Here is a 21,397-nt window from a genome sequence, read left to right on the forward strand (position 1 = left end):
CCGGCATTGCGGCACATTTCCCGGCACAACTCGTGAGACGGATCAGCGACCAGCGGCCTGCTCCGCCCGCCACTCGCTCAGGATCTTTAGACTCGCGCTCGTGCCGATACGATCCGCCCCCGCCTCCAGCAAGGCGCGCGTCGACTTCCAGTCTCGAATGCCGCCGGAGGCCTTCACTTTTGCCCGTCCGGCCACGGCGTCTTTCATCAAACGCACGTCTTCCACCGTGGCACCGGCCTGATTGAACCCTGTCGAGGTCTTCACATAGTCCATCCCCGCCTCCACGGCCAGGCGGCAGGCCGTGATCTTTTCTTCGCGGGTAAGTAAGCAGGTTTCCAAAATGACCTTATGGTTGACTCCAGGCGTAGCCTGCACGACGGCTGCCATATCCTGCCGCACGAAATCGTAGTCGCCGGATTTCAGGCGGCTGATGTTGATGACCATATCCAACACCCGCGCGCCATGTGCGACCGCCTCGATGGCCTCCGTCACCTTGGCATGGGTCGAGTGGCCACCGAGAGGGAACCCGATCGGAATGCCGACCTGCACCGCCGTTCCGGCGACGGCCGCAACCGCCTCATCGACATAACAGGGCGGCACAAAGATCACGACAAATCCCTGCTCCTTCGCCTCTGCACAGAGCCGCACGACGTCGGCTTTGGTCGCCTCCGGACGCAATACGGTGTGATCCAGCAGAGCAGGCACATTCTCATTCCACGACACAAGTCCCATGTTCTTATTCCTTTCAGATTGTCAGTCTCACTGGTGTGATCGATCACCCTGAGGCGAAGCGTCGTACAGGTGCAGGCACCGGCAGATCAGGCGCCGTGAACGGCGAGGCTTCCTCTGGTGCGCTTGCGGAAGGGCTGCTTCTGATACTTCTCCACGGCTTGATTATGCTCGGCCAGCGTGGAAGAAAATTGATGGGTCCCGTCGTTGCGCGACACAAAATAGAGATAGGATGCCTGAGCCGGGAACAATGCCGCACGGAGCGAGTGGGCTCCAGGGCTAGCGATCGGTCCCGGCGGAAGTCCCTGCACGCGATACGTATTGTAGGGACTCATGACGGACAGATCGCGCTTATGAATGTTGCCGTCAAACCCCGGCAGCCCATAGATGACCGTCGGATCGCTCTGTAAAGGAATTTTCTTTCGCAACCGGTTATGAAACACTGCCGCAATCAGTTCACGCTCTTCCTTCGAGCCGGTCTCTTTTTCGATGACGGATGCCAGCGTCAACACTTGATGCAGAGACAACTTCATACGCGTCGCTTGTTCCTGCAACTCGGCGCTCCACACGCGATGGAGACCGTCGACCATGGCCTTGATGACATCACGGGCCTTGGCCTGGCGAGGAAATGAATACGTCTCCGGAAACAAGTACCCTTCCAGCGAGTCCGCTTCAATTCCGAGCGTCGCAATGAACGTACGATCGCGCACCAGCTTGGAGAATTCCTGAACGTCGGTGACTTGCTGTGCCGCAAAAACCTCGGCGATCTGCGACAGATTGTACCCTTCAGGGATCGTGACCGGATGCAGCACGACTCGACCGGCCAACAGCTTCGCCAGGATCGCCTGCGCAGACATGCTCCCATCCAATTCGTATTCACCGGGGCGAATTTTTCGATCGCTGTCGTGCGACCGGCCGAGCAGCAGAAATGCCCAGCGGCTGCGAATCAGCTGCTCGCTCTTCAACATACCCACCACTTGCTGAAAGGTACTGCCGTCGGGAATCGTGACAATCTTGGAGGGAGGCCTAGGAAGCCCGCTGGCGACCGGACTTTGAGCCCAGCGCAGCACCAGATACCCCGAGATGGCTAGGAGTATCACCGTTGCCAGTGCCAGACCCGCAATCAATCTCTTCTGCATCATCGACTCGTGGTTCGTCAAAAGACCAGGGATCGTCGTCTTGGGAATCACCCTCCCCCTGCTCCTGGCGCGACGACGGCTTCTCCAAACTCGCGAGGTAACTCTGGAGCAGAATGGCGGCGGCGATCCGATCGACGATGCCTTTCCGTTTCCGGCGTCCGACATCGGCGGCAATCAATAAGTCCTCCGCCGCACAGGTCGTCATCCGTTCATCCCAAGTCACCACCGGAACCGACAAGGCCGGTTCGAGCAGCTGGATAAATTCCTCGACCACCTTGGCCGCCGGACCGCTTTCGCCGTCCAACCGAAGCGGCAGACCGACGAGCACCCGGCCGACCTCGTGCTCGCGCACGAGCTCTTGAATATGTCGGATGTCGGCCTCGGGATTGCGGCGGTAAAACGTCTCCAACGGCTGGGCCGTCCACCCGAGCTCATCGCTCAGGGCAAAACCGATCCGTTTCGAGCCGTGATCGATCGCGAGAATCCGCTGGCCCTTCATCAGTTTACCCTTCCAAGGCCTTTTGGACCAACCCAAAAACTTTTTCGAGCGCCGGACCGAGCCCCTCAGGATTCTTTCCGCCCGCCTGCGCCATCTCGGGACGACCGCCTCCGGTTCCGCCGACCTCGATCGCCATCTCCTTGATCAATTCACCGGCCTTGAGACGGCCCACCAGATCCTTGGTCACCACCACCAGCAACGACACCTTGCCGTCGTTGGCCGCGCCGAGAGCCACGACGCCGCTCCGGAGTTTGTCGCGCAATTGATCGGCGAGCGCTCGCATGCCGTTCACATCGAGGCCGTCCGTACGTTGTGCGTGGACTTGTACACCCTTAATCTCTCGTGCCTGCGCGTCACCGGACGACGTGCTCGCCATCTTGAGCTTCACATCCGCCAGTTCCCGCTCCTTGTCTTTTAACTGCTCGCTCAACTTCCTGGTACGCGCGACGACTTCATTCGGTGCGACCTTGAGCAGATCGGACAGCTCGCGCACATCCGCTTCCAGGCGTTTGAGGGAATCCAACGCGCCACTTCCCGTCAAACACTCGATCCGGCGGACACCCGCTGCCACTCCCGATTCGGACACGATCCGGAATAGACCGATTTCGCCCGTGCGCCGGCAATGGGTGCCCCCGCACAATTCCTTGCTGAAGGTGTCGATCTGGACGACTCGCACCCGGTCGCCATACTTATCGCCAAAAAACGCCAGTGCCCCGCCTGCTACGGCATCCTGCACACCCATCACATCCGTCTGTACCGGCTGATCCTGACGGACTTGTTCATTGACGACCGATTCGATCTCGTCGATATCTCGGGAGGACAGAGGACGGAAATGGGCAAAATCGAAGCGCAGACGATTCGGCGCCACCAGTGAACCATACTGTTTGACATGCGGGCCGAGCAGATCACGTAGCGCGGCATGCACCAAATGGGTGGCCGTATGGTTACGCGCCGCAGCCTGCCTGGTGCGAGGATTCACCGAAAGCTGAAGCCGTTCGCCTTCACGAATAGACCCGGATGTCACCACGCCCTTATGGACGATCAACGTCGGCACCGGCCTGGTGGTCTCACGGATCTCCACTCGACCGTCGGTGCCGCTTAACACACCTTGGTCGCCGGCCTGCCCGCCGCCTTCCGCATAAAAAGGCGTGACGTCGAGCACGATTTCGATTTCGTCGCCCTCCCGGGCTTCCTTGATGAGGCGATCACCCTGGAGGAGTGCCTGCACCACGCCCTCGGAATCCAACCGCTCATAACCGACGAACGAGGTGGTTCCGATACGCGCGGCCACCTCGCTGAGGGCCGGTCTCGCCGTCTCACTCTCGAAGCCCCCGGTCTTTCTAGCGCGTGTCCGCTGCTCTTCGATGGCCGCTTCAAATCCGGTTTCGTCGAGGGTCACCCCTTGCTCACGGCAGGCTTCTGCGATGAGGTCCATCGGAAACCCGTACGTGTCATAGAGTTTGAAAATCTCCGTCCCTTGCAGCACCTGTTGCCCCGACGTCTTCACCTTCGAGAGCATGTCGTTCAGGATCGGCAACCCTTGATCGAGTGTGGCGATAAACCGCTCTTCTTCGCCGCGCGTCGCTTCGGCCACCGTACCGGCCGCAGGCCGCAGCTCGTGATAGGCCTCACCCATGTGGTCCACGACCGTCGCCGTCAGCTCATGCAGGAACGGTTCGGTGATGCCGAGCAACCGGCCGTGACGGGCTGCGCGCCGGAGGATTCGACGCAGCACGTACCCCCGCCCTTCATTCGACGGTAACACGCCGTCCGCCATCAAAAAGGTAATCGCCCGAAGGTGGTCGGCAATAACCCGCATGGAACGATCCGCCTGTTCCATCGCACCGTACTCAGCACCGGCCCGCCGTCCGATCGCCGCCAACAACGGCGCGAACATATCACTGTCGTAATTGCTGAGCCGTCCCTGCGCCACCGCCGTCAGGCGTTCCAGCCCCATACCGGTATCGATACTCGGCTTCGGGAGTGGATTCAGCGTCCCCGCGCTATCGCGGTTGAATTGCATGAACACCAGGTTCCAGATCTCAATGACCCGGTCGCCTTCACCGTTCGGCGTGTCATCGCCCGGCACCGACGGTCCCTGGTCGAAGTGCAATTCCGAGCAAGGCCCACAGGGGCCCGTGTCGGCCATCTGCCAGAAATTATCCTTCTCACCACAACGCACGATACGGCTCGGCGATACACCGATCTTTCGCCACAACCGATCGGCTTCGTCGTCTTCGCGAAAGATCGTGATCCACATCCGGTCTTTCGACAGTCCGACGACCGACGTCAGGAATTCCCACCCGAACCTGATGGCCTCTTCCTTGAAGTAATCGCCGAAGGAAAAGTTGCCGAGCATTTCAAAGAACGTATGATGACGTCTGGTGTAACCGACGTTTTCGAGATCATTATGCTTCCCGCCGGCACGCAGGCACTTCTGCACGGTCACGGCTCGCTGATAGGCGCGCGTCTCTTCACCCAGAAACACTCGCTTGAATTGATTCATTCCGGCGTTCGTGAACAGTAATGTCGGATCGGCCTGGGGGATCAAGGACGCGCTCGGCACCGCCCGATGGCCCTGCTGTTCAAAGTACCGGATGAAGGCTCGCCGCAGATCGTTTACACTGTGACTCATAACTCGTCTAACCCCGTCTCCAAGTCGACTTGCGTGACTTGCTGAATGGTGTCGTCATCAAACCCGCGTTGCCGTAAAAATCTCACCCACTGTGACGGGCGCATGCTCGTCGTGCGCCCCTCTAGCGCCCGACACGCCAACTCCTGTTCGGAAATCGACCGGTAGGCACTGTGCAAGGCCCGCTCCGCCACCGTGCCTTCAAAGCCTCGACTGAGGAGCTCCAGTTTCAGTCGTTCACGCCCCATCGGACGTCGCAACAGCCTGGCTTCCGCCCAACGAGCGGCATAGGCCTGATCGTCGAGATACCCCCGCCGCTCCAACTCGCGCACGACCCCGCGACCCTGCGCCTGGCTCGCCCCTTTGTCCTGGACGTACCGCTCGATCTGAGCCGCGGTCCGGTCGGCACGGGCAAGGTACCGGATCGCCATGGTCAGGAAATCCGGCGGCGACTCCGCACGTCGTCGTCCACCAGGTCCAGCCGGCATGCCGCTCCCTACGTCGTCGCTCTCGCACTGTGGCCGCGCTTCTCGTCCTGCCGACTCTCCACCTTGCGCTCGGGTTTCTCGTCTTTGGCCTCTTTGGCCTCGACTTTCTTGTCGGCCCCACGCGCAGGCAACCCGGCAAGTTCGCGCACCTTTCCTTCAATCTCCTTGGCGATGGCCGGGTTGGTCTTGAGAAAATCGCGCACGGCTTCCCGCCCCTGGCCCAATCGTTCCCCTTTATAGGAGTACCAGGCACCGGCCTTCTCCACCACACGCTTCTCCACACCCATATCGACGATCTCGCCCGACTTGGAAATGCCTTCGGCAAACATGATGTCGAATTCCGCCTGCCGGAACGGCGGGGCCATCTTATTCTTGACCACCTTCACCCGGACACGGCTTCCGGTGACATCCTGACCATCCTTGATCGACTCGATTCGACGAATATCCAGGCGCACGGACGAATAGAACTTCAACGCGTTGCCGCCGGTCGTGGTTTCCGGATTGCCGAACATCACGCCGATTTTCATGCGGATCTGGTTGATGAAGATCAAGGTCGTCTGCGATTTGGCGATTGCCGCCGTCAGTTTGCGCAAGGCCTGCGACATCAACCGCGCCTGCAAGCCCATATGGGCATCACCCATTTCGCCTTCAATCTCAGCCCGCGGCACCAACGCCGCCACGGAGTCGACGACGATCACGTCGATCGCGCCGCTGCGCACGAGGGTCTCGGCAATTTCGAGCGCCTGCTCGCCGGTGTCCGGCTGGGACACGAGCAAGTCGTCGGTCTGCACGCCCAACTTCTTGGCATAGGTCAAATCCAGCGCATGTTCGGCATCGATGAACGCGGCCACGCCCCCCGCCTTCTGAGCCTCGGCGATTGCATGCAGCGTCAGGGTGGTTTTGCCGGACGACTCCGGACCAAAAATCTCGATGACCCGTCCACGGGGGAATCCGCCCACGCCGAGGGCAATATCCAATCCCAAGGAACCGCTTGAAATCGCCGGCACGTCAGCCGGTCGATCCTCGGTCCCCAACTTCATGACCGCGCCCTTGCCGTATTGCTTTTCAATCTGAGCCAGGGCCAAGTCCAACGCGCGCTTTTTCTCGTCTTTTTCAGTCATTCAAAACTCCTTCTCGCAACATGACTCGTGAAGTGTGCGTGTCTCCCATGCCGTCGGAAACAACGCACCAGCCGGCCATGAGTTGACCACGCGCCAACCGGACCAGACTCAGACCATGGAAGCGGACAGAACGGTGGATTATACCGGACTTAGGCGGAAGAAGCCTAGCCCGCACGTCCCTCCGTCGACCTCGACGGACGACACATCCGAGTGGTTCCCTCAAGCCATTCCGCGAACCCGCATCGACGCCACCGTGACCAACGTCAGAAATCCCGCGAGGTACTGTCATAACCGTCACCGCACCAACATACCCCTGACTCAATTTGCTCGATCACGTACGCCCGACTCGTCGTGCGCCCGGACGCGTAAGTCCATGAAAACATTTTGGAGATCGCAGAAACTCTACGAAAGATCTTGCGGCTGAGGCTTCTGAATATCTACATCGAGTTGCGTTCTGCATGAACATACCCCTGGCACCAAGATTGCTCCCACTGACCAGTGGTGACTGATTCCCTCACTTGATGCAGGAGGCCTCCATGCCACAACAGCGAATGGATGACGGATTCGGACAGTCTGCCGCACAGCTGCAGGAGCCCGTCGCGCCTAGCCCTCGCGACCTGACGTATGACGAAAAGAAAGCGGCCGAAGCGGCGTTCCGTGGCGAGCCGTTTAATCCCGCTTGGTCTGTTGCCGCCGCAACCGTCTACGAAGGGATCGTGTCCGCCATGTGCCGCATGCAGGTGGCCGCACTGACCGAATTAGACGCCGTTCCTGTCGCTGAGGCATGCGTCACCCGTTGAGAGAGCCGTCGGCGATCCGTGACAATCGCGCCCAATGACAGGTCCCGCTTCCGGACCGGATTTCAAGCAATTGGGTTCAAAGGGCATTCCCACAGTTGCGTATAGACCGACCCTGTGGGCCGTAGTTGGCTTTTCATCATGACCACCGCCTTGATCTCCAACAGGCCACAGGTCAGGGACTGATTCAGCATCCCACTCTCCACCAAGACCTGCCCGACCTGCCGTTCCCCTTCTTTGATGCGTGCCAGTGTCAGATGCGGACTGAATGGCCGTACTTCCGCCGCCAGCCCTGCGGCCCGGCACACGTCCTCCACCGTCCGAGACAAGGCTTGCAATCGTTCTCCCTCGTTCCCCTGCTCCCAACTTTCAGGCGGGCCTGCCCAGAGGACCCTCGGTTGCTGCGGTCGGGGAAACGTTCCCAATCGCGAGAAGGGCACCTCGATCATGCGATGACCGGCCACCGCCTGCGCAAGCGGCACCTGCAGCGACTCGATCAGATCCTCCGGCGTATCACCGAGAAACTTCACCGTCAGATGCATGGAGGTGGGTTGCACCCAACTGATTCGTGCCCGACGATCGACCGTTCGCTCGAACCGTCGCTTGAGGTCCTGCTGGACCGCCGACAAGGCCGCGCGGAGTTCAGGAGGGATGTCGATCGCGAGAAATGCCCGGATCATGCGAGCCTGTTCTGCAGCAACCACCGCCGCAGCAGATCCAGTGCGGCCTGCGACGCGCGCTGCTTGATGACGGAACGGTCTCCGCCGTGGAACCGAAACTCCTTCGTCATCGCCTGGCCCGGGCCGCCGTCGAGCCCCACATGGACCAACCCCACCGGTTTCGTCTCTGTCGCCCCTCCCGGCCCAGCAATGCCGGTCACACTCAACCCGACGGACACGCCGCTTCGCTCACGGATACCTCGTGCCATGGCTGCCGCCACCTCCGCACTCACTGCTCCATGTCGATCAATCAGATCCGGAGGTACCCCCAACAACTCGATCTTTGCCCGGTTGCTATAACAGACCACGACTCGATCCACGTAGGAGGAAGAGCCGGGCACTTGCGTCAACCGATGGCCGATCAGTCCCCCCGTACAGGACTCAGCCGCAGCCAGCGTCATCCGCTGCTCATTCAACAGGCGGCCGACCACCGATTCCATCGTGTCCGCTTCCTGGCCATACACAATATCGCCGAGCTTCGCGTTGGCTTCTTCAAACAATCGCTCAAGAACTACGGAGCCTTCTGCCCCGGCTGGTCCTGTCAGTGAGACCATCACCTCCATAGGAGACGCATAGATCCCCAGTTGGACGGAACTTTTTTGCGGCACCAACCCTGCCAGCTTCTGATCCACAACCGATTCCGGCACGCCCGACGTATGCAGCACCCGCCGAATCATCGGCATCGCGGGTTTCACCTTCTGCGTGGGCATCCACGCGTGCAAGCGCGGCAATACGCCCTCACGCAGCATCGGCTCCATCTCACGCGGGACTCCGGGAAGCGCGGCAAAAAACGTCCCGTTCCACACCAGAGCGAATCCCGGCGCGGTGCCGACCGGATTTGACAGGATGTCCGCCCCCGACGGAATCCTCGCCTGTCGAAACTGCGACGTCGTGGGAGTCCTGCCCCACTGAGCCAATCGGGCCGTCATTTCGTCCAGCGCGGCCTTTCGCCGGACCAAGCGATGCCCGGTGGCCTGCGCAACTGCTTCGCGCGTGAGGTCGTCGACCGTTGGGCCCAATCCGCCCGTGATGATCACCACCCGCACACGCCGGGCCGCCGCCTTGAGCACCGTCACCATATCCGAGAGATCATCGCCCACCGTCGTTTTGTACCGAAGTTCGATTCCGCTGGCCGCCAGGCAGTTGGCGATGAAGAGGGAATTCGTATCCAGGCGCCCACCGAGTAGAAGTTCAGACCCAATGGCGACGGTTTCGGCCGTCCAGGCGTTCGACTTGTTCATACGGCACCAACCTTTATGCTGGAAACGGGCATTGACGGGATGTTCACACTATTCGATACGGGCGAAATCAAGTTCGAAGCTGACTTGCCCGCCGCCGGATGGAAACACGGTGAGGGTCGTCTTCGCACGCGGGTCTAGCTCTGCATAGGGGAATTGCGCAATCACCTTCGCCCGATAGGCCGGCTGTTGCGGCCATACGGCTGTGCGATCGCCTCGCGCATCAAATCGCACCGTGGCAGGCTTGACGGTCCGGCCGGCCTGCTCCAGGACCACGTAACTGTCGGCCGCGAAATTGAGTCGGTCCCCATAGAGCACTACATTGATGAGCAGGTTCTCATTGGCCATGACCTGGGCGATGTCCTGTTCGGTCGGCGACAACGCTCGCAAGGACAAATGGTTGGCCATCACCAGCAGGCTCCCGAGCTTGGTCATGATGAACCCGCGGGGAGCTAAATCTTTTTCGGAACCAAACCAGGTGTGGAGTTGATCAGGAGAGACGCCTTGGGCCGCAGCCGCTTGTCCACGCTCCACTGTGGCATGAATCTGTTCGGGAGTCGGCTGGACCTCGATCCCATGCGACAGCGCGGGAGCGCTCAGACCTGCTGCGATCAGCAGGCCCCGCAGACACGGGAACTCGGCCCCCCATCTCCGAATGCGGCTCATCGTGTGCAGCCAGTACCAGATCGGTGAAGGCCTGTCAATTCGCTGCCTCACCACGGTAGACTGTGTTGACAGCCCAGGAGACGAAATGCTAAAGAGCTAGCTCTTATTCTTTTACATTATCAAGAAGTTGCCTGGAGGGTTCCTCATGTCCAGCCCCGAACAAGCGGCCCGCCGCCAGTACGTCAATTTCACATTCTACAAGGTTGATCCGGCGTGGCGTCGCCTTCCCGAAGATGAGCGCACACGTGGCAAGCAGGAGTTTCTCCGTGCCGTGGAGGAATACCAGGGCAAAGTGCTCGTCATTGCGTATACGACCGTCGGTATTCGCGGCGACTGCGACCTGATGCTCTGGCGCATCAGCTACGAACTTGAGCTGTTCCAGGAAATGAGCACCAAGATCCTGGCCTCCGGATTGGGCAAGTATCTCCTGAACCCCTATTCGTACCTCGCGATCACCAAACGCTCCATTTACGTCGACAACCACACCCACGAGAACCAGGAAAGCAAACGGCTGACCGTGGTCCCCGGCAAAGCGAAATACATCTTCGTGTATCCGTTCGTCAAAACACGCGAGTGGTTCTTGCTCACCAAGGCCGCACGGCAGGGCATGATGGACGAACACATTGAAGTCGGCCATCGCTTCCCTTCGGTCAAACTGAATACGACCTACTCCTTCGGTCTCGATGATCAAGAATGGGTCGTGGCCTTTGAAAGCGACAAGCCGGAAGACTTCCTCGACCTCGTCATGGCGCTGCGGGAAACCGAAGGCAGCCGCTATACCTTGAGGGATACTCCGATCTTCACCTGCATCCGCAAGAGCCTGAAAGAAACACTCGACACCTTAGGTGGCTAACAGCGGCCTGGTTGAACGATTCTCACGGCCTTCGATCTGCTGATCGAGGGCCGTGTGCGTTCTAGCCCCACAAGCCACAGGATACTGCACTCCCCACTTCCATGGCAGTTGATGCCTTGTCCCATTCGACCTCCGATCACCGCGCGGCCTTTTACTCAGCGCTTCTCCCCGGACTGGGCCAGTTGCTTCGCGGGCGGCATCGAGCCGCCGTTTTCTATGGCCTCATCACCATCCTGCTGATCATGTTGAGTTTCGCGCTGGGGCGCCTCTCCGGACGAGCCGCCGAAGTCTTCTTCTTCATGCTGCTGGCACTTCCCTGGTGGGCACTTCAGAGCTACGACGCCGCGCTTGGACCGGCAGCCTCAGGCTCCGATCTTGCACGAACCAGCCGCATGGCCTGGGCGGAAGGGCATGATATCCGGTTTCTCGGCCTCCTCTTCCTGGTCAGCGCCGCAAACGATGCGATCATCATCGCCAAGAACCCTGAGTACCTGCTGCCATTTTTCTGCACGAAACTGGACGGTGCCGCCGGCTTCGTCACCAAAGCCCTCTCTCCGTTTCTCCATACCTGGGTCGGGTACGGATTTCTGCGCGTCAAAAAATGGTCGCTTCTGGTGTATCTGGTCTATGCCGCATACGGAACCACCAACGCGCTCGTCAACTTGACCTGTTTCGGGCCGGGCCGAATCCGAAACACGCTGCTGATCGCCCTCCTCGCCTTCACCAGCTACATCCTCTGGCGACGGCGCATGTTTCAGCGCTGAGGGTGCCGTTGCGGGCGGCCGGTGACATTTTGACACTCAGCTCGAGCCTGTGTTACCAAGTAGTAGCGGTACCGTTCCACATCCTCAGACGGAGCAGCTCCTATGGCCGAAAACAATGCGGTCTATGCGATTCGCCACCCTGACGGTTCTGTCACCCTCTACATCGACGAAGAATATGCCACCGACCGTGGCGTAGACCCGGCCAAGCTGGTGCGGGTCGAAATTCCTCGTGAATTGTTTGTCAGCGGCAGCATCCAACAAATCCGCGAATACGTCGCGGTCTACCTTGAAAACAGCCATCAAGGCACGGCCTGAGCGAACCTTTTACCTCGCACGAGAGGCCACACCATGTCCGCCTTACTGACCCCTGAACTTATTGCCTCCACTATCGAACAAGCCCCGATCCAGGGCCGGATCATGCTCAAACTGCTGCTCTTGCAGCACTTTGACATCACGCCCGAGGAGATTAGCCATATCGCGGCCGATCGTCCCGACCCTCGCTGCGTGGCAGGGTCCAAACCGATACACCAGATGGTCAAACAGGATGCGCTGCGAGACGTCACCAATCGAAGGGATGAGTATCGTCGGCGAGTCCGGCTTCGACGAGAGCGCCTCTGGCTGCAAATGGAAGCCATGAAGGGAATGATCGCCCTGGCTGAAGGATTGGTGCGCGCGGCCACGGACCTCCTCCGCACCCGCTACAAGCTGGATGCTGCAGCCGTGGATGCGATCAAGCAAGGTGCACGCGCCGCAGTCCCCAAGCCGGCGATCCGATCACTAAACCGCAGGTGGGATGAGGATGATATCTCCGCCGAAGCCTATCAAGAAGCCAGGCTCGGTCTTGAAATTCAGGCCCAACTCCGCTTGATTGAGAAGTACAAGAAACGCCTCGAAGTCTCGGAACGGGAATGGAAATCCATCAATGCTGCGCCCATGCAGGATCATGAGATCGGGCACATTTGGGGTATCCCTGCCGGCAGTCTGGCTGGTCGGAAGGTGAAGCATCTCCATCAGTACCTTCACGCCATTCAAACGAACTTGCAGAAGGCATCCCCCGAGGCCGTCCCGGCCACTGGAGCACTCGATCTCTGGAAAGAGACGCTCGCTGTCTTGGGTGAACGGCCGGTCGAACGCTCGATTGCACACTATGACGGGCTTGAGCGAACCGAAGAAGCGTTGGTGGAAAAACTCCGGACATTTGCCTGGGGCACCCTCGGGGAAGATCTGGAAGCGAAGTTCTGGCTATCACTCGTGCATGGTGCCAGTTCCAATGCCGTGCACTCGGAAAACACCCGGTCCGTCTTCGGCTTGCAGCGTCTGCTGGCTGTGCTGTCGGAGATTGATTCCAGCCCTGACGCACTCGAAGAAGAACTGCTGGCTCGAACGGCCCCGGTCCCCAAGGAGACCCAGGCACTGACCGATGAGACGACCCAGCCCAAGCCTGAAGAAATGGGACAAATGCAACAACATGTGCTGAATAGTTTCATCGGAGAATTGCACAACGACCTCCAACGGTAGCGGATGTCCGTCAACAGATCCCGTACCGGTCCGCACATCGCGCGAGAGGAAGGCTGCAGCACCGCCTCAACATTTATTTTGCGTCCGGCTACTCACCCTGGGGTGAATTTTGTATAATTTATCAAACATGCATACTTCTCATCGCACAAAGACGTTCCGGTCACGAGGAGGCATGCTGCGGCTCCTGACCTGGACGATTGCCTGCATACTCATGACCATGCCGGTCGGCCCCCTCTCTGCTGCCGCACTGGTCGAGGTCACGGAACTCCTCGCTCATCCCGACCATTATGATCATCAGGTAGTCACTGTCAGCGGGCGCGTAACAAGTTTTCAGCTTGCAACCAATCGCGATGGGCAACCGGCATTCGGCTTCCTTCTGCAGGACACGGCAGGCACGGTAAAAGTTGTCGGACTTGGCAAAGCGGATGTACGGGAAGGCGACTATGTGGTCGTCGAAGGGGTGTTCAGTCGCTTGCGCCAGGCAGGCCGTGCCATCGTCTACAATGAAATCAAGGCCACATCGGTCCAGTCGATGACGAAGATGAATCCGGATTTGGTCGGCTGATCACCTCGGTACGATCACTCCTTCAGCCACTCCTCACTCATTCCGCAGATCGATTCTTTTCACGCTCAGCTCCTAAACAGGCTCGGCCCTTCGCCTTTGACGACCTCCTCCTGAAACCATCTTCTCTATCGGCCCAATACCCTGCCTGCATGGCCGAATCGACGTCGAGGATGTCGCATGGGATGGTGAAGCCGCTCGACTACCCACCAAAGACGGCCACAGGACCAACCGTTCATGAAACCCTGGTGGAACGCGAACAGAGAGGGAGAACAACCGCGAGGGACTTACCAATGACGGAAGGGGCCTGAGTCAAGATGCACGAACTTGCCGCGTGGATAATAGCCGACACCGCCACAACCGAGCCGTAGCGCGACCTCCCGAAGAGTCCGCAACGGCACACCGGGGATTTGCACATCCACAGCCTGGCCGGACACGTGATAGCTGTGGCGCGCCGCACGAGTGCCCATTTTAATGAGTTGTTCGTTGTACTCGGGTGAGCGATAACCGGAAACAATATGGATATCGCGTCGCCCCCCGATCCGCTTCTGTACGAGATTCACGAACTCGATGAGTTGGACATCCATCGTCCTCGACTCATTCGTATGGTGACAGCGCAGGAAATAATTGAGCTCATTGAGCGCATCTTGATCATAGTCGCCGATCTCATTCCGGTACCTGATCGACAGGTGCTCATCCGTGTGCAGATTATACAAACGCACCTGCCCGTCCGGGAGTCGCGATGCCCAGGCCGCTGAAGGCAACACCAGCTTGGCCACCACCAAGGCCGCACCGGCGGTCACAGTGCGGAACAGACTCCGTCTCGTCCAGAGGGCCGGGGCTTGCACGGGCATCAACACACTCCACGAAAGGATTTCTTCGCTCGCCTCACGACATTCACAGGACTGTGACCAGGCAACGCTGCCTTCCTGGTGCGTGTCACAGATGGCTCACGCGAATGACGAAACAGGACGGGCCGACAGATAACGGGCTGACGAGACCTCGGAAGGATCGAGCCAGCAGATACTGGAAGATTCATTTTTTTAACAAATACCGACGCAACGGTCAACCAATTTAGCCCTGGCAACGGAGTGCTTGAGGCGACCCACCGGAACGACAGCACGTTGGGGCAAGAGGACTGATGCGCCGGTCAATGCTCCGTCATCGACGCTCGCGGCGCCACACCGGGAAATCGACGTGCTTCGAGGCTTCGTTCCATTCCATATTGGCGCAAGCGTCGATAGAGCGTCGAGCGACTGATCCCCAGCTCCTGAGCCGCTCGACTCAAGTTCCCCTGCGACAGCGTAAATGCCTTCAAGATCAGATCCGTCTCGATCCGTTGTTGGTTGACCTTCAGTGAGATCGAGCTGTCATCCCGGCGCATCGCCTGCCGCGGAACGTCCAGGTCCGCCGGCGTGACATGTGTCCCCTCCGCCATCACCACGGCGCGGCCGACACGATTGGACAACTCGCGCACATTGCCCGGCCACGAGTAGGCTTGCAGCGCCTCCTGCGCTTCTCGGGTGAAGCCGTACACACGTTTGTTGTAGCGTGACGCCGCGTGGCGCAGAAACGCCATGGCAATGAGTGAGACATCCTGACCACGCTCTCGTAGCGGTGGAAGATTAATGTGCACGACCCCGAGCCGATAATAGAGATCCTCGCGGAACGTTCCCTTCTCGATCGCTTCTTTGAGGTTCACATTCGTCGCCGCAATGATGCGGACATTCATCTCAATCGGCTGATGGCCGCCGACCCGCTCAAAGGTATGATCCTGCAGAAAGCGCAGCAACTTCACTTGCAGCGTGTGAGGCAATTCCCCGACCTCGTCCAGAAACAGCGTCCCGCCTTGCGCAAACTCCACCTTGCCCTTCCTCTGCCCGACCGCGCCGGTAAACGCGCCTCGCTCGTACCCGAACAGTTCCGACTCGAGAAGACTTTCGGGGATCGCCCCGCAATTGATTGGGATAAACGGTCCCTGCCGACGAAGCCCCCGCTCATGGATCGCGCGCGCAGTCAGTTCCTTCCCGGTCCCGCTTTCGTCGGTGATCAGAATCGGCGCATCGTTCGTCGAGACTTTCCGAATCGCCTCATAGATACGATGGATACTGGGGCTGGTCCCGAGCATACCGCTGAATTCTTCCTGCCCAGCACCAACGGTCGCTTCCCGCGCTTCCTGTTCCAAATCAGCAATTCTGGCGACACGGTGAACCAGCTGCTTCAGCAGGGTCAAGTCCAGCGGCTTGGTCAGGATCTCGCACGCGCCGTGCTGAATGGCTTGTACCGCGAGACGTCTTTCGGTGATCGCCGTATACGCGATGATTTTCCCCGTATGGCCGGCCTGGCGCAGGTCTTGAAGAGCTGCGATGCCTTCCTCGCCCGTTGAACTCGATGCAAGATCAAGATCCAGCAGAATGACCATCGGTGCCCGCTCGTGAATCTGGTTGACCGTATGCGCATTCCACCCGAACAGGCACACATCGCATTCATCCTCAAGCAGCGCACGCAAGGCAGAGGCGATTAACTCATCTTGTTCCACCACACATACGATAGGTTTCGCCACGATTCGGCTCCTTTCAAAAGATGAGAGGGAGGACGCCGGTCCTGGGGCCCCCTGTTACACAGCTTTCGAGTCAGGAATGCTGCTATGGATTGACGGGACGACGGGCTACGGAATCGTCTCTGGAGGATCGAGCGAGTCACACATAAACACGTCTGCGCCGAAGGCTTTCGCAAAGGCCGGAGCAGAGCCGACGCCCTTGGCGATCGACCGTTCCATCATCGCGATAATCGGCACTTGCGGGCAGGTCATTTTGAGGCGCGGGACGGTGGCCTGCAGAGGTGTGGACGCAGAGGAGAAGCCAACGACAATGAGGTCAGGGCGAAGCTCTTTCAGACTCTGTTCCAACGGATGAACCGTCGAGGTCATCGTGGCCTGGTAGCCGTGAAGGGCCAACCAGTCAGCGCACCGATACCCCTTCGTCACGTCGTCGTACACCACCGCAACCGTAGGCCGCTTCCCTACTCGTACTCCATGTCTCCCATTCGGTTGCACCATACATCCCTCCCCTCCGGATCGAGTCACGTCACCTGCCCTACATCTGTGAGTTGCGTCAATCGACGCTCCATCTGCGGCCCCCACCAGGGAATATCCTGCAACATGGCGACGTCGACTGAACTCAGTTGAGCCACAATCTCCGGCCACCCCTGTCGAAACGCGCCGGTACGCGGGTCCACGCCAGACCGCTCAACAGTCCGACATTCACGCGCCGCCTCAAGCACAGCCAACAAGGTGGTCGCACCTGTGATCCACGGTTTCGGCATGAAGATGAGAATAGGCTTGAACGGAGGGGGGAGACTATCGCTGCTGAACCGATTTCTGTGTCACAAAACTACACGGTCCGTCGTCATGGTTGGCACGACATGGTCTAAGTCTCGCCAGCACCTTGGCAAGTTGCAGACACATTCGCTTGTCGCGTCATCGTCCGCGCTGCATTCAACGTGCCCTGTTCGGTCAACACTCACAACCCGCAGGATGCGCAACACATTCGTCCGACAAGACTGCGGCGAGGTCCAGCGCAAAGATGCATGAGCGCTCACGTCTGCAAACTGGCGCGAGCCGATGCACGCCCGTGTCCTAGAGGTGAACAGACATCCTTCCCCACCACCCCGAGCCTGCCAAGAGAGGGTCCTACTCCTGGTGGTGGGTTGAGTCGCTGAATGACGCGAGAAGGCCGCTCTGGCGGAAATGTTTCGCATCTCGTTAGACGACGAGTCCATGCTGCAACGCGTATCGGGTCAGTTCGGCATTGTTCTTGAGGCTCATCTTATCCAAGATCCTTGCGCGATAGGTGCTGATTGTCGTCACGCTGAGATGAATACTTTCGGCGATGTCACTGACGGTCTGCCCGGATGCGATCAAGCACAACACCTCATACTCACGATCAGAGAGACGCTCGTGAGGCAACTTGTCCACGCCCGTTCTCACCGTCAACGCCAGGGCTTCTCCCACCGAGGCACTGACATATTGCCCTCCCGCCATCACCTTTTTCGCCGCATGCACCAATTCCTCCGGAGCACTTGCTTTGGTGAGGTACCCGGCAGCACCCGCTTTGAACATCCGGATGGCATATTGATCCTCGGGATGCATGCTCAGAATGAGAACCGGCAGGGTCGGCGCCAACTGCTTAAGTTCCTTCAACACTTCAGGGCCAGACCGCCCCGGCATGCTGATGTCCATGACGACGAGGTCATACGGCTGCTCGCGCACCTGATCCAACATCTCCTGGGCATTCCCACACTCGGCCATGCTGGCCCCCTCAAACCCTTCCTCAAGGATGTCCTTCACCCCGCGCCGGAACGACGGATGATCGTCGACGACCAGAATTCGTACGGTGGTTGCTGTTCGCATCGTGCTCTCCATCCTGTCACCATCCTTCCTTATCGAGGCAACTGCACGGCAATCGTCGTCCCGTTACCTTCTTGTGTTTCAATCTGGACGTCCCCCCCGAGAAGACCGGCACGCTCCCGCATGCCCAGCAGGCCGAAGGATCTCGCATCGGTCAACCGATCCGAGGGAATCCCCCGCCCGTTGTCACGCACCCGCAGAACCAACCCCACGCCTTGGTCCTCCAAACACACGTGAACCTCGGTTGCCTGCGCATGCCGGGTGACGTTCGTCAGTGCCTCCTGGCAAATGCGAAAGACTGCCGTCGCCTGCTCCGGTTCGACCCGCAAGTCTTCGTGACTGACCATGCAGTGACAGACGATTCCCGTGCGGCGCTGAAAGTCACGGCACTGCCACTCGATCGCCGCGACCAATCCCAAATCGTCCAACACCCCGGGACGCAATTCAGCCACAATCCGTTGCACCGAGGTGATGGTACTGTCGACTTGCTCCTTCATTCCGCGAATTTTTTCATCGACTTTCGCCCGATCGCTCGGCATGAGGCGCTCGCCCAATAACCCGCCGAGGCGAGACAAATCGATCTTGAGACACGTCAACCCCACGCCCAATTCATCGTGCAATTCTCGCGCGATCCGCCCGCGCTCTTCCTCACGAATTCCCTCCATCCGTCCCGAGAGTTTGCGCAACCGGCGAAGGGAATCCTGCAACTGCGCCTCCGCCCGCTTCCGATCCGTGGTGTCTTTGAAGACCACAACTGCGCCCACGATCTCCCGCCGCTCCCACATAGGGGTACTGACATATTCCACGGGAAAGTTCGTGCCGTCTTGACGCCAAAACAGACCATCCACCTGCTCGCGGATCTCCCCGGCCGCAATCGTTTCCGCAATCGGGCAGCGCAATTCCCCGAACGGGCGCGCGCGAAGATCGGGAGGAAAGACGAACGCATGCATCGAGCGGCCGATCACCTGCTCCGCCTCCGCTCCGAACATTTTCGCCGCCGCCGGGTTCAGGAAAGTGAAACATCCGTCACGATCCACACCATAGATCCCTTCTCCCGCGGAATTCAGGACAACCTGATTGTGGTAATGTAACCGGTCCAACTGTTCTTCCGCCGACTTTCGCTCGCTGATATCGCGCATGATCATGGTGAAAAACAGATCGGACTTTCCTTTCCACGAGGTCATGCTCAACTCCAACGGAAATTCCTCCGCCACTTTCCGTCGGCCCACGAGTTCCAGTGTCTTGCTTGTCAAATGGACCCGCTCCAGCAACCGTACCCGTTGGACATTACGCTCCAATTCCTCGTGATACCGCTCGGAAATGATCAACGTAACAGGTTGACCGATGATTTCGTCCGCCGAGTACCCGAAGATCGCCTCGGCGCCTTTATTCCAGAACGCCACCTTCATCAGCGCATTCACCAATACGATGGCATCAGTCGTCGATTGCACAATGGACCGCAATCGCTCCTCACTGACCCGCAGCGCATCCTCTATCCGTCGACGCTCAGTGACATCGCGAATAATCCCCAAGACACCGACAACCCGTCCCTGACGCATCTGCGGCGTACCCACGAATTCTCCGGTCACGTATCCGCCTTGTTTCGTGCTGATTTGCATCGAACAGGTCAAGGGGGTCCCCCGTTCCAATATCGCCTGCAGGACATCCTGACAAAATCCCGCATCATCTGGATGCAGCAGGGCGACGAGCGGCTCGCCGATCCACTGCGAACGTGACCAATTGGTCACCGTCTCAAATGCCGGATTCAGCGAGGTCATGGTCGCATCGGCTGACAGCGTAAAAATGATATCGCGCGCACCTTCCACCAGACTGCGGAAACGATACTCCGATTCAAACAACGCATCCTGAGCCCGCTTGAGCCACGTAATGTCATGAAAGACCAAAACGGCTCCGGACAGCACCCCCGCGTCGTCTCTGATCGACCTCGCATTGATGCTGATCCAGCGACCGGGAACGCCCTGTGTAGCCCTCAGATAGGCCTCCAGCCAATCGACCTTCTCTCCGCGCAGCGCGCGCGCCAACGGCCATTCCTCGCGGAGAAACGGTGTCACCGTGTCTCCATGAAAGAACTCATACCGCTCCGCCCACTCAGTCGGAGGGAGGAGGCCCGGAGCAAACCCGAGAATACTTTCCACAGCCGGATTCACGACAAGGAGCTTCCCTTCAGCGTCGGTGACCACTACGCCGTCCCCCATGCTTCGCAGGACCGAGTTGACGATCCTGGTCTGCTCGTTCAGGGCCTGTTCCGATCGTTCCAACGCCCCTGCCCGTTCCCGCAGTGCTCGCTCCGCCTCCGCAATTCCGGCCGATTGCGTCCGGACGGCATCTTCATAGACACGCAGCAACTGTTCGGCCACGGCCAACCGCGACTGATAGCGTAGTTCGGCACTGTGCTCGGGAGACGCCGACGAAGTCGAGAGCACAGAATGCTCCGCAATCGCCTCAACCGGAGCAGCCTCGTCGAACGCCAGCAAGGATGTTTTGAGGCTGAGCGCGAGGGATTTGCAGAGGGCCGCGGCCTCACGAGGGACCGGAATCTTCGAAAACACAATGACCGCGAACAAATCACGGGAGGGCAGCATGCCTCCGAAACACAGGACGGATTTAATACCGTATTTCCCGACAAAACCTTCCTGCATCGGCACATAGGGACTCCCGACCGCGTCGGGGACGTAAAAGACGTTGTACGTTTTCTCTTCCAAGTCCACGAGCCACTCACCCTCCGGAGTGACGTCGAACGCCGTCGACACGCCGAACTGATGCAGCAGCTGAGAAAACATCGGAAACTGTTTGACGAAATCGGCGCTGACCATCGGGATTACCCGATACCGGTGCGACTGTTCCACATGGTTCCACGCCGATTCCTCACCGGCAGAGGCCACCAGTGTGAAACACTTCATCTCAGGGAACGGGGCAATGCCGCCAAGCTTCTCCCGCGCTAGTTGCTGAGTTGTCGGATCGAGTCGGCTGTAGGAGGTGGTTTTGAAACAGCGGACCAGCGCACACTCGCGAACCCCCGTTTCTTCGTTGCCGAGGTTGGTATAGAGATAGTTCACGGCCCGGGACGCCGCTTGCTGCAGAGAGCTGGACTGTTCACCCAACTGACGCAAGACAGCCGAGCATTCAGTCACTTCCAACAGCGAAAAGCGAGCCAGACTATACACAGGCGGGCCCTCAGGTGAACGATGGGGGATGACGTGATCAACGCGCCACCGGGTGACGCGCGTCTGGGGATGCCGGATC

21 protein-coding genes are annotated in these 21,397 nt (G+C 59.3%); 6 read left to right on the forward strand and 15 right to left on the reverse strand.

Annotated elements, in window-relative coordinates:
• Positions 1 to 42: 42 nt before the first annotated feature.
• From deoC to recA, 6 genes are all read right to left on the reverse strand, one after another.
• Positions 43 to 732: a deoxyribose-phosphate aldolase gene (deoC, locus tag KJA79_RS08705; protein WP_213041647.1), complete on the reverse strand. Its 690-nt coding sequence runs from the start codon at positions 730 to 732 to the stop codon at positions 43 to 45.
• Between the two features lie 86 nt (positions 733 to 818).
• Entirely contained in the window at positions 819 to 1,871 is a 1,053-nt protein-coding gene (gene mltG, locus KJA79_RS08710; protein WP_213041648.1) for an endolytic transglycosylase MltG, read from the reverse strand.
• Entirely contained in the window at positions 1,756 to 2,367 is a 612-nt protein-coding gene (gene ruvX / locus KJA79_RS08715) for a Holliday junction resolvase RuvX (RefSeq protein WP_213041649.1), read from the reverse strand. Before ruvX ends, mltG begins: the two co-directional genes overlap by 116 nt.
• A gap of 4 nt (positions 2,368 to 2,371) precedes the next feature.
• Positions 2,372 to 5,002, reverse strand: coding sequence for an alanine--tRNA ligase (alaS, locus tag KJA79_RS08720; RefSeq protein ID WP_213041650.1), 2,631 nt, complete (start codon positions 5,000 to 5,002; stop codon positions 2,372 to 2,374).
• Positions 4,999 to 5,487: a regulatory protein RecX gene (locus tag KJA79_RS08725; RefSeq protein WP_213041651.1), complete on the reverse strand. Its 489-nt coding sequence runs from the start codon at positions 5,485 to 5,487 to the stop codon at positions 4,999 to 5,001. Before KJA79_RS08725 ends, alaS begins: the two co-directional genes overlap by 4 nt.
• Before the next feature lie 8 nt (positions 5,488 to 5,495).
• Positions 5,496 to 6,608: a recombinase RecA gene (gene recA, locus KJA79_RS08730; protein WP_213041652.1), complete on the reverse strand. Its 1,113-nt coding sequence runs from the start codon at positions 6,606 to 6,608 to the stop codon at positions 5,496 to 5,498.
• Between the two features lie 536 nt (positions 6,609 to 7,144).
• Between recA and KJA79_RS08735 the strand changes: the two genes are divergently transcribed.
• Positions 7,145 to 7,408 (forward strand): hypothetical protein, encoded by a 264-nt coding sequence (locus KJA79_RS08735; RefSeq protein ID WP_213041653.1) that lies wholly within the window; start codon positions 7,145 to 7,147, stop codon positions 7,406 to 7,408.
• Positions 7,409 to 7,470: 62 nt separating this feature from the next.
• Here KJA79_RS08735 and thpR read toward each other — a convergent pair whose 3' ends face one another.
• Genes thpR through KJA79_RS08750 form a run of 3 tightly spaced genes read right to left on the reverse strand, consistent with a single transcriptional unit; the run spans position 7,471 to position 10,028 of the window.
• The gene (gene thpR, locus KJA79_RS08740) at positions 7,471 to 8,085 is read right to left on the reverse strand and encodes an RNA 2',3'-cyclic phosphodiesterase (protein WP_213041654.1); all 615 of its coding nucleotides are present in this window, start codon (positions 8,083 to 8,085) and stop codon (positions 7,471 to 7,473) included.
• Positions 8,082 to 9,365 (reverse strand): competence/damage-inducible protein A, encoded by a 1,284-nt coding sequence (locus tag KJA79_RS08745; RefSeq protein WP_213041655.1) that lies wholly within the window; start codon positions 9,363 to 9,365, stop codon positions 8,082 to 8,084. Before KJA79_RS08745 ends, thpR begins: the two co-directional genes overlap by 4 nt.
• A 48-nt stretch (positions 9,366 to 9,413) precedes the next feature.
• Positions 9,414 to 10,028 carry a hypothetical protein gene (locus KJA79_RS08750; protein ID WP_213041656.1) on the reverse strand — a complete coding sequence of 205 codons (615 nt, stop codon included), beginning with the start codon at positions 10,026 to 10,028 and terminating at the stop codon, positions 9,414 to 9,416.
• A gap of 145 nt (positions 10,029 to 10,173) precedes the next feature.
• On the opposite strand from KJA79_RS08750, the gene KJA79_RS08755 reads away from it, so the two are divergent.
• The 5 genes from KJA79_RS08755 (at position 10,174) to KJA79_RS08775 (ending at position 13,728) form a co-directional block, all read left to right on the forward strand.
• Positions 10,174 to 10,881 (forward strand): chlorite dismutase family protein, encoded by a 708-nt coding sequence (locus tag KJA79_RS08755; protein WP_213041657.1) that lies wholly within the window; start codon positions 10,174 to 10,176, stop codon positions 10,879 to 10,881.
• A 101-nt stretch (positions 10,882 to 10,982) separates the two neighbouring features.
• Positions 10,983 to 11,645 carry a hypothetical protein gene (locus tag KJA79_RS08760; protein WP_213041658.1) on the forward strand — a complete coding sequence of 221 codons (663 nt, stop codon included), beginning with the start codon at positions 10,983 to 10,985 and terminating at the stop codon, positions 11,643 to 11,645.
• A gap of 102 nt (positions 11,646 to 11,747) precedes the next feature.
• The gene (locus KJA79_RS08765; protein ID WP_213041659.1) at positions 11,748 to 11,960 is read left to right on the forward strand and encodes a hypothetical protein; all 213 of its coding nucleotides are present in this window, start codon (positions 11,748 to 11,750) and stop codon (positions 11,958 to 11,960) included.
• A 33-nt stretch (positions 11,961 to 11,993) separates the two neighbouring features.
• Positions 11,994 to 13,163 carry a hypothetical protein gene (locus KJA79_RS08770; RefSeq protein ID WP_213041660.1) on the forward strand — a complete coding sequence of 390 codons (1,170 nt, stop codon included), beginning with the start codon at positions 11,994 to 11,996 and terminating at the stop codon, positions 13,161 to 13,163.
• A 127-nt stretch (positions 13,164 to 13,290) separates the two neighbouring features.
• Positions 13,291 to 13,728 carry an OB-fold nucleic acid binding domain-containing protein gene (locus tag KJA79_RS08775; RefSeq protein ID WP_213041661.1) on the forward strand — a complete coding sequence of 146 codons (438 nt, stop codon included), beginning with the start codon at positions 13,291 to 13,293 and terminating at the stop codon, positions 13,726 to 13,728.
• A 284-nt stretch (positions 13,729 to 14,012) separates the two neighbouring features.
• Here the strand turns inward: KJA79_RS08775 and KJA79_RS08780 are convergent, their stop codons facing one another.
• From KJA79_RS08780 to KJA79_RS08805, 6 genes are all read right to left on the reverse strand, one after another.
• Entirely contained in the window at positions 14,013 to 14,579 is a 567-nt protein-coding gene (locus tag KJA79_RS08780; RefSeq protein ID WP_213041662.1) for a YcbK family protein, read from the reverse strand.
• A gap of 296 nt (positions 14,580 to 14,875) precedes the next feature.
• Positions 14,876 to 16,288 (reverse strand): sigma-54-dependent transcriptional regulator, encoded by a 1,413-nt coding sequence (locus tag KJA79_RS08785; protein WP_213041663.1) that lies wholly within the window; start codon positions 16,286 to 16,288, stop codon positions 14,876 to 14,878.
• A 105-nt stretch (positions 16,289 to 16,393) separates the two neighbouring features.
• The gene (locus KJA79_RS08790; protein WP_213041664.1) at positions 16,394 to 16,783 is read right to left on the reverse strand and encodes a response regulator; all 390 of its coding nucleotides are present in this window, start codon (positions 16,781 to 16,783) and stop codon (positions 16,394 to 16,396) included.
• 23 nt (positions 16,784 to 16,806) lie between these two features.
• On the reverse strand, positions 16,807 to 17,049 hold the full coding sequence (locus KJA79_RS08795) for a hypothetical protein (RefSeq protein WP_213041665.1): 243 nt from the start codon (positions 17,047 to 17,049) through the stop codon (positions 16,807 to 16,809).
• A gap of 439 nt (positions 17,050 to 17,488) precedes the next feature.
• Positions 17,489 to 18,136, reverse strand: coding sequence for a response regulator (locus tag KJA79_RS08800; RefSeq protein ID WP_213041666.1), 648 nt, complete (start codon positions 18,134 to 18,136; stop codon positions 17,489 to 17,491).
• A gap of 29 nt (positions 18,137 to 18,165) precedes the next feature.
• Positions 18,166 to 21,318 (reverse strand): sensor histidine kinase, encoded by a 3,153-nt coding sequence (locus KJA79_RS08805; RefSeq protein WP_213041667.1) that lies wholly within the window; start codon positions 21,316 to 21,318, stop codon positions 18,166 to 18,168.
• Positions 21,319 to 21,397: the final 79 nt, after the last annotated feature.

Origin of the sequence: Nitrospira defluvii, from assembly GCF_905220995.1 — a bacterium.
GTDB lineage: Bacteria > Nitrospirota > Nitrospiria > Nitrospirales > Nitrospiraceae > Nitrospira_A > Nitrospira_A defluvii_C.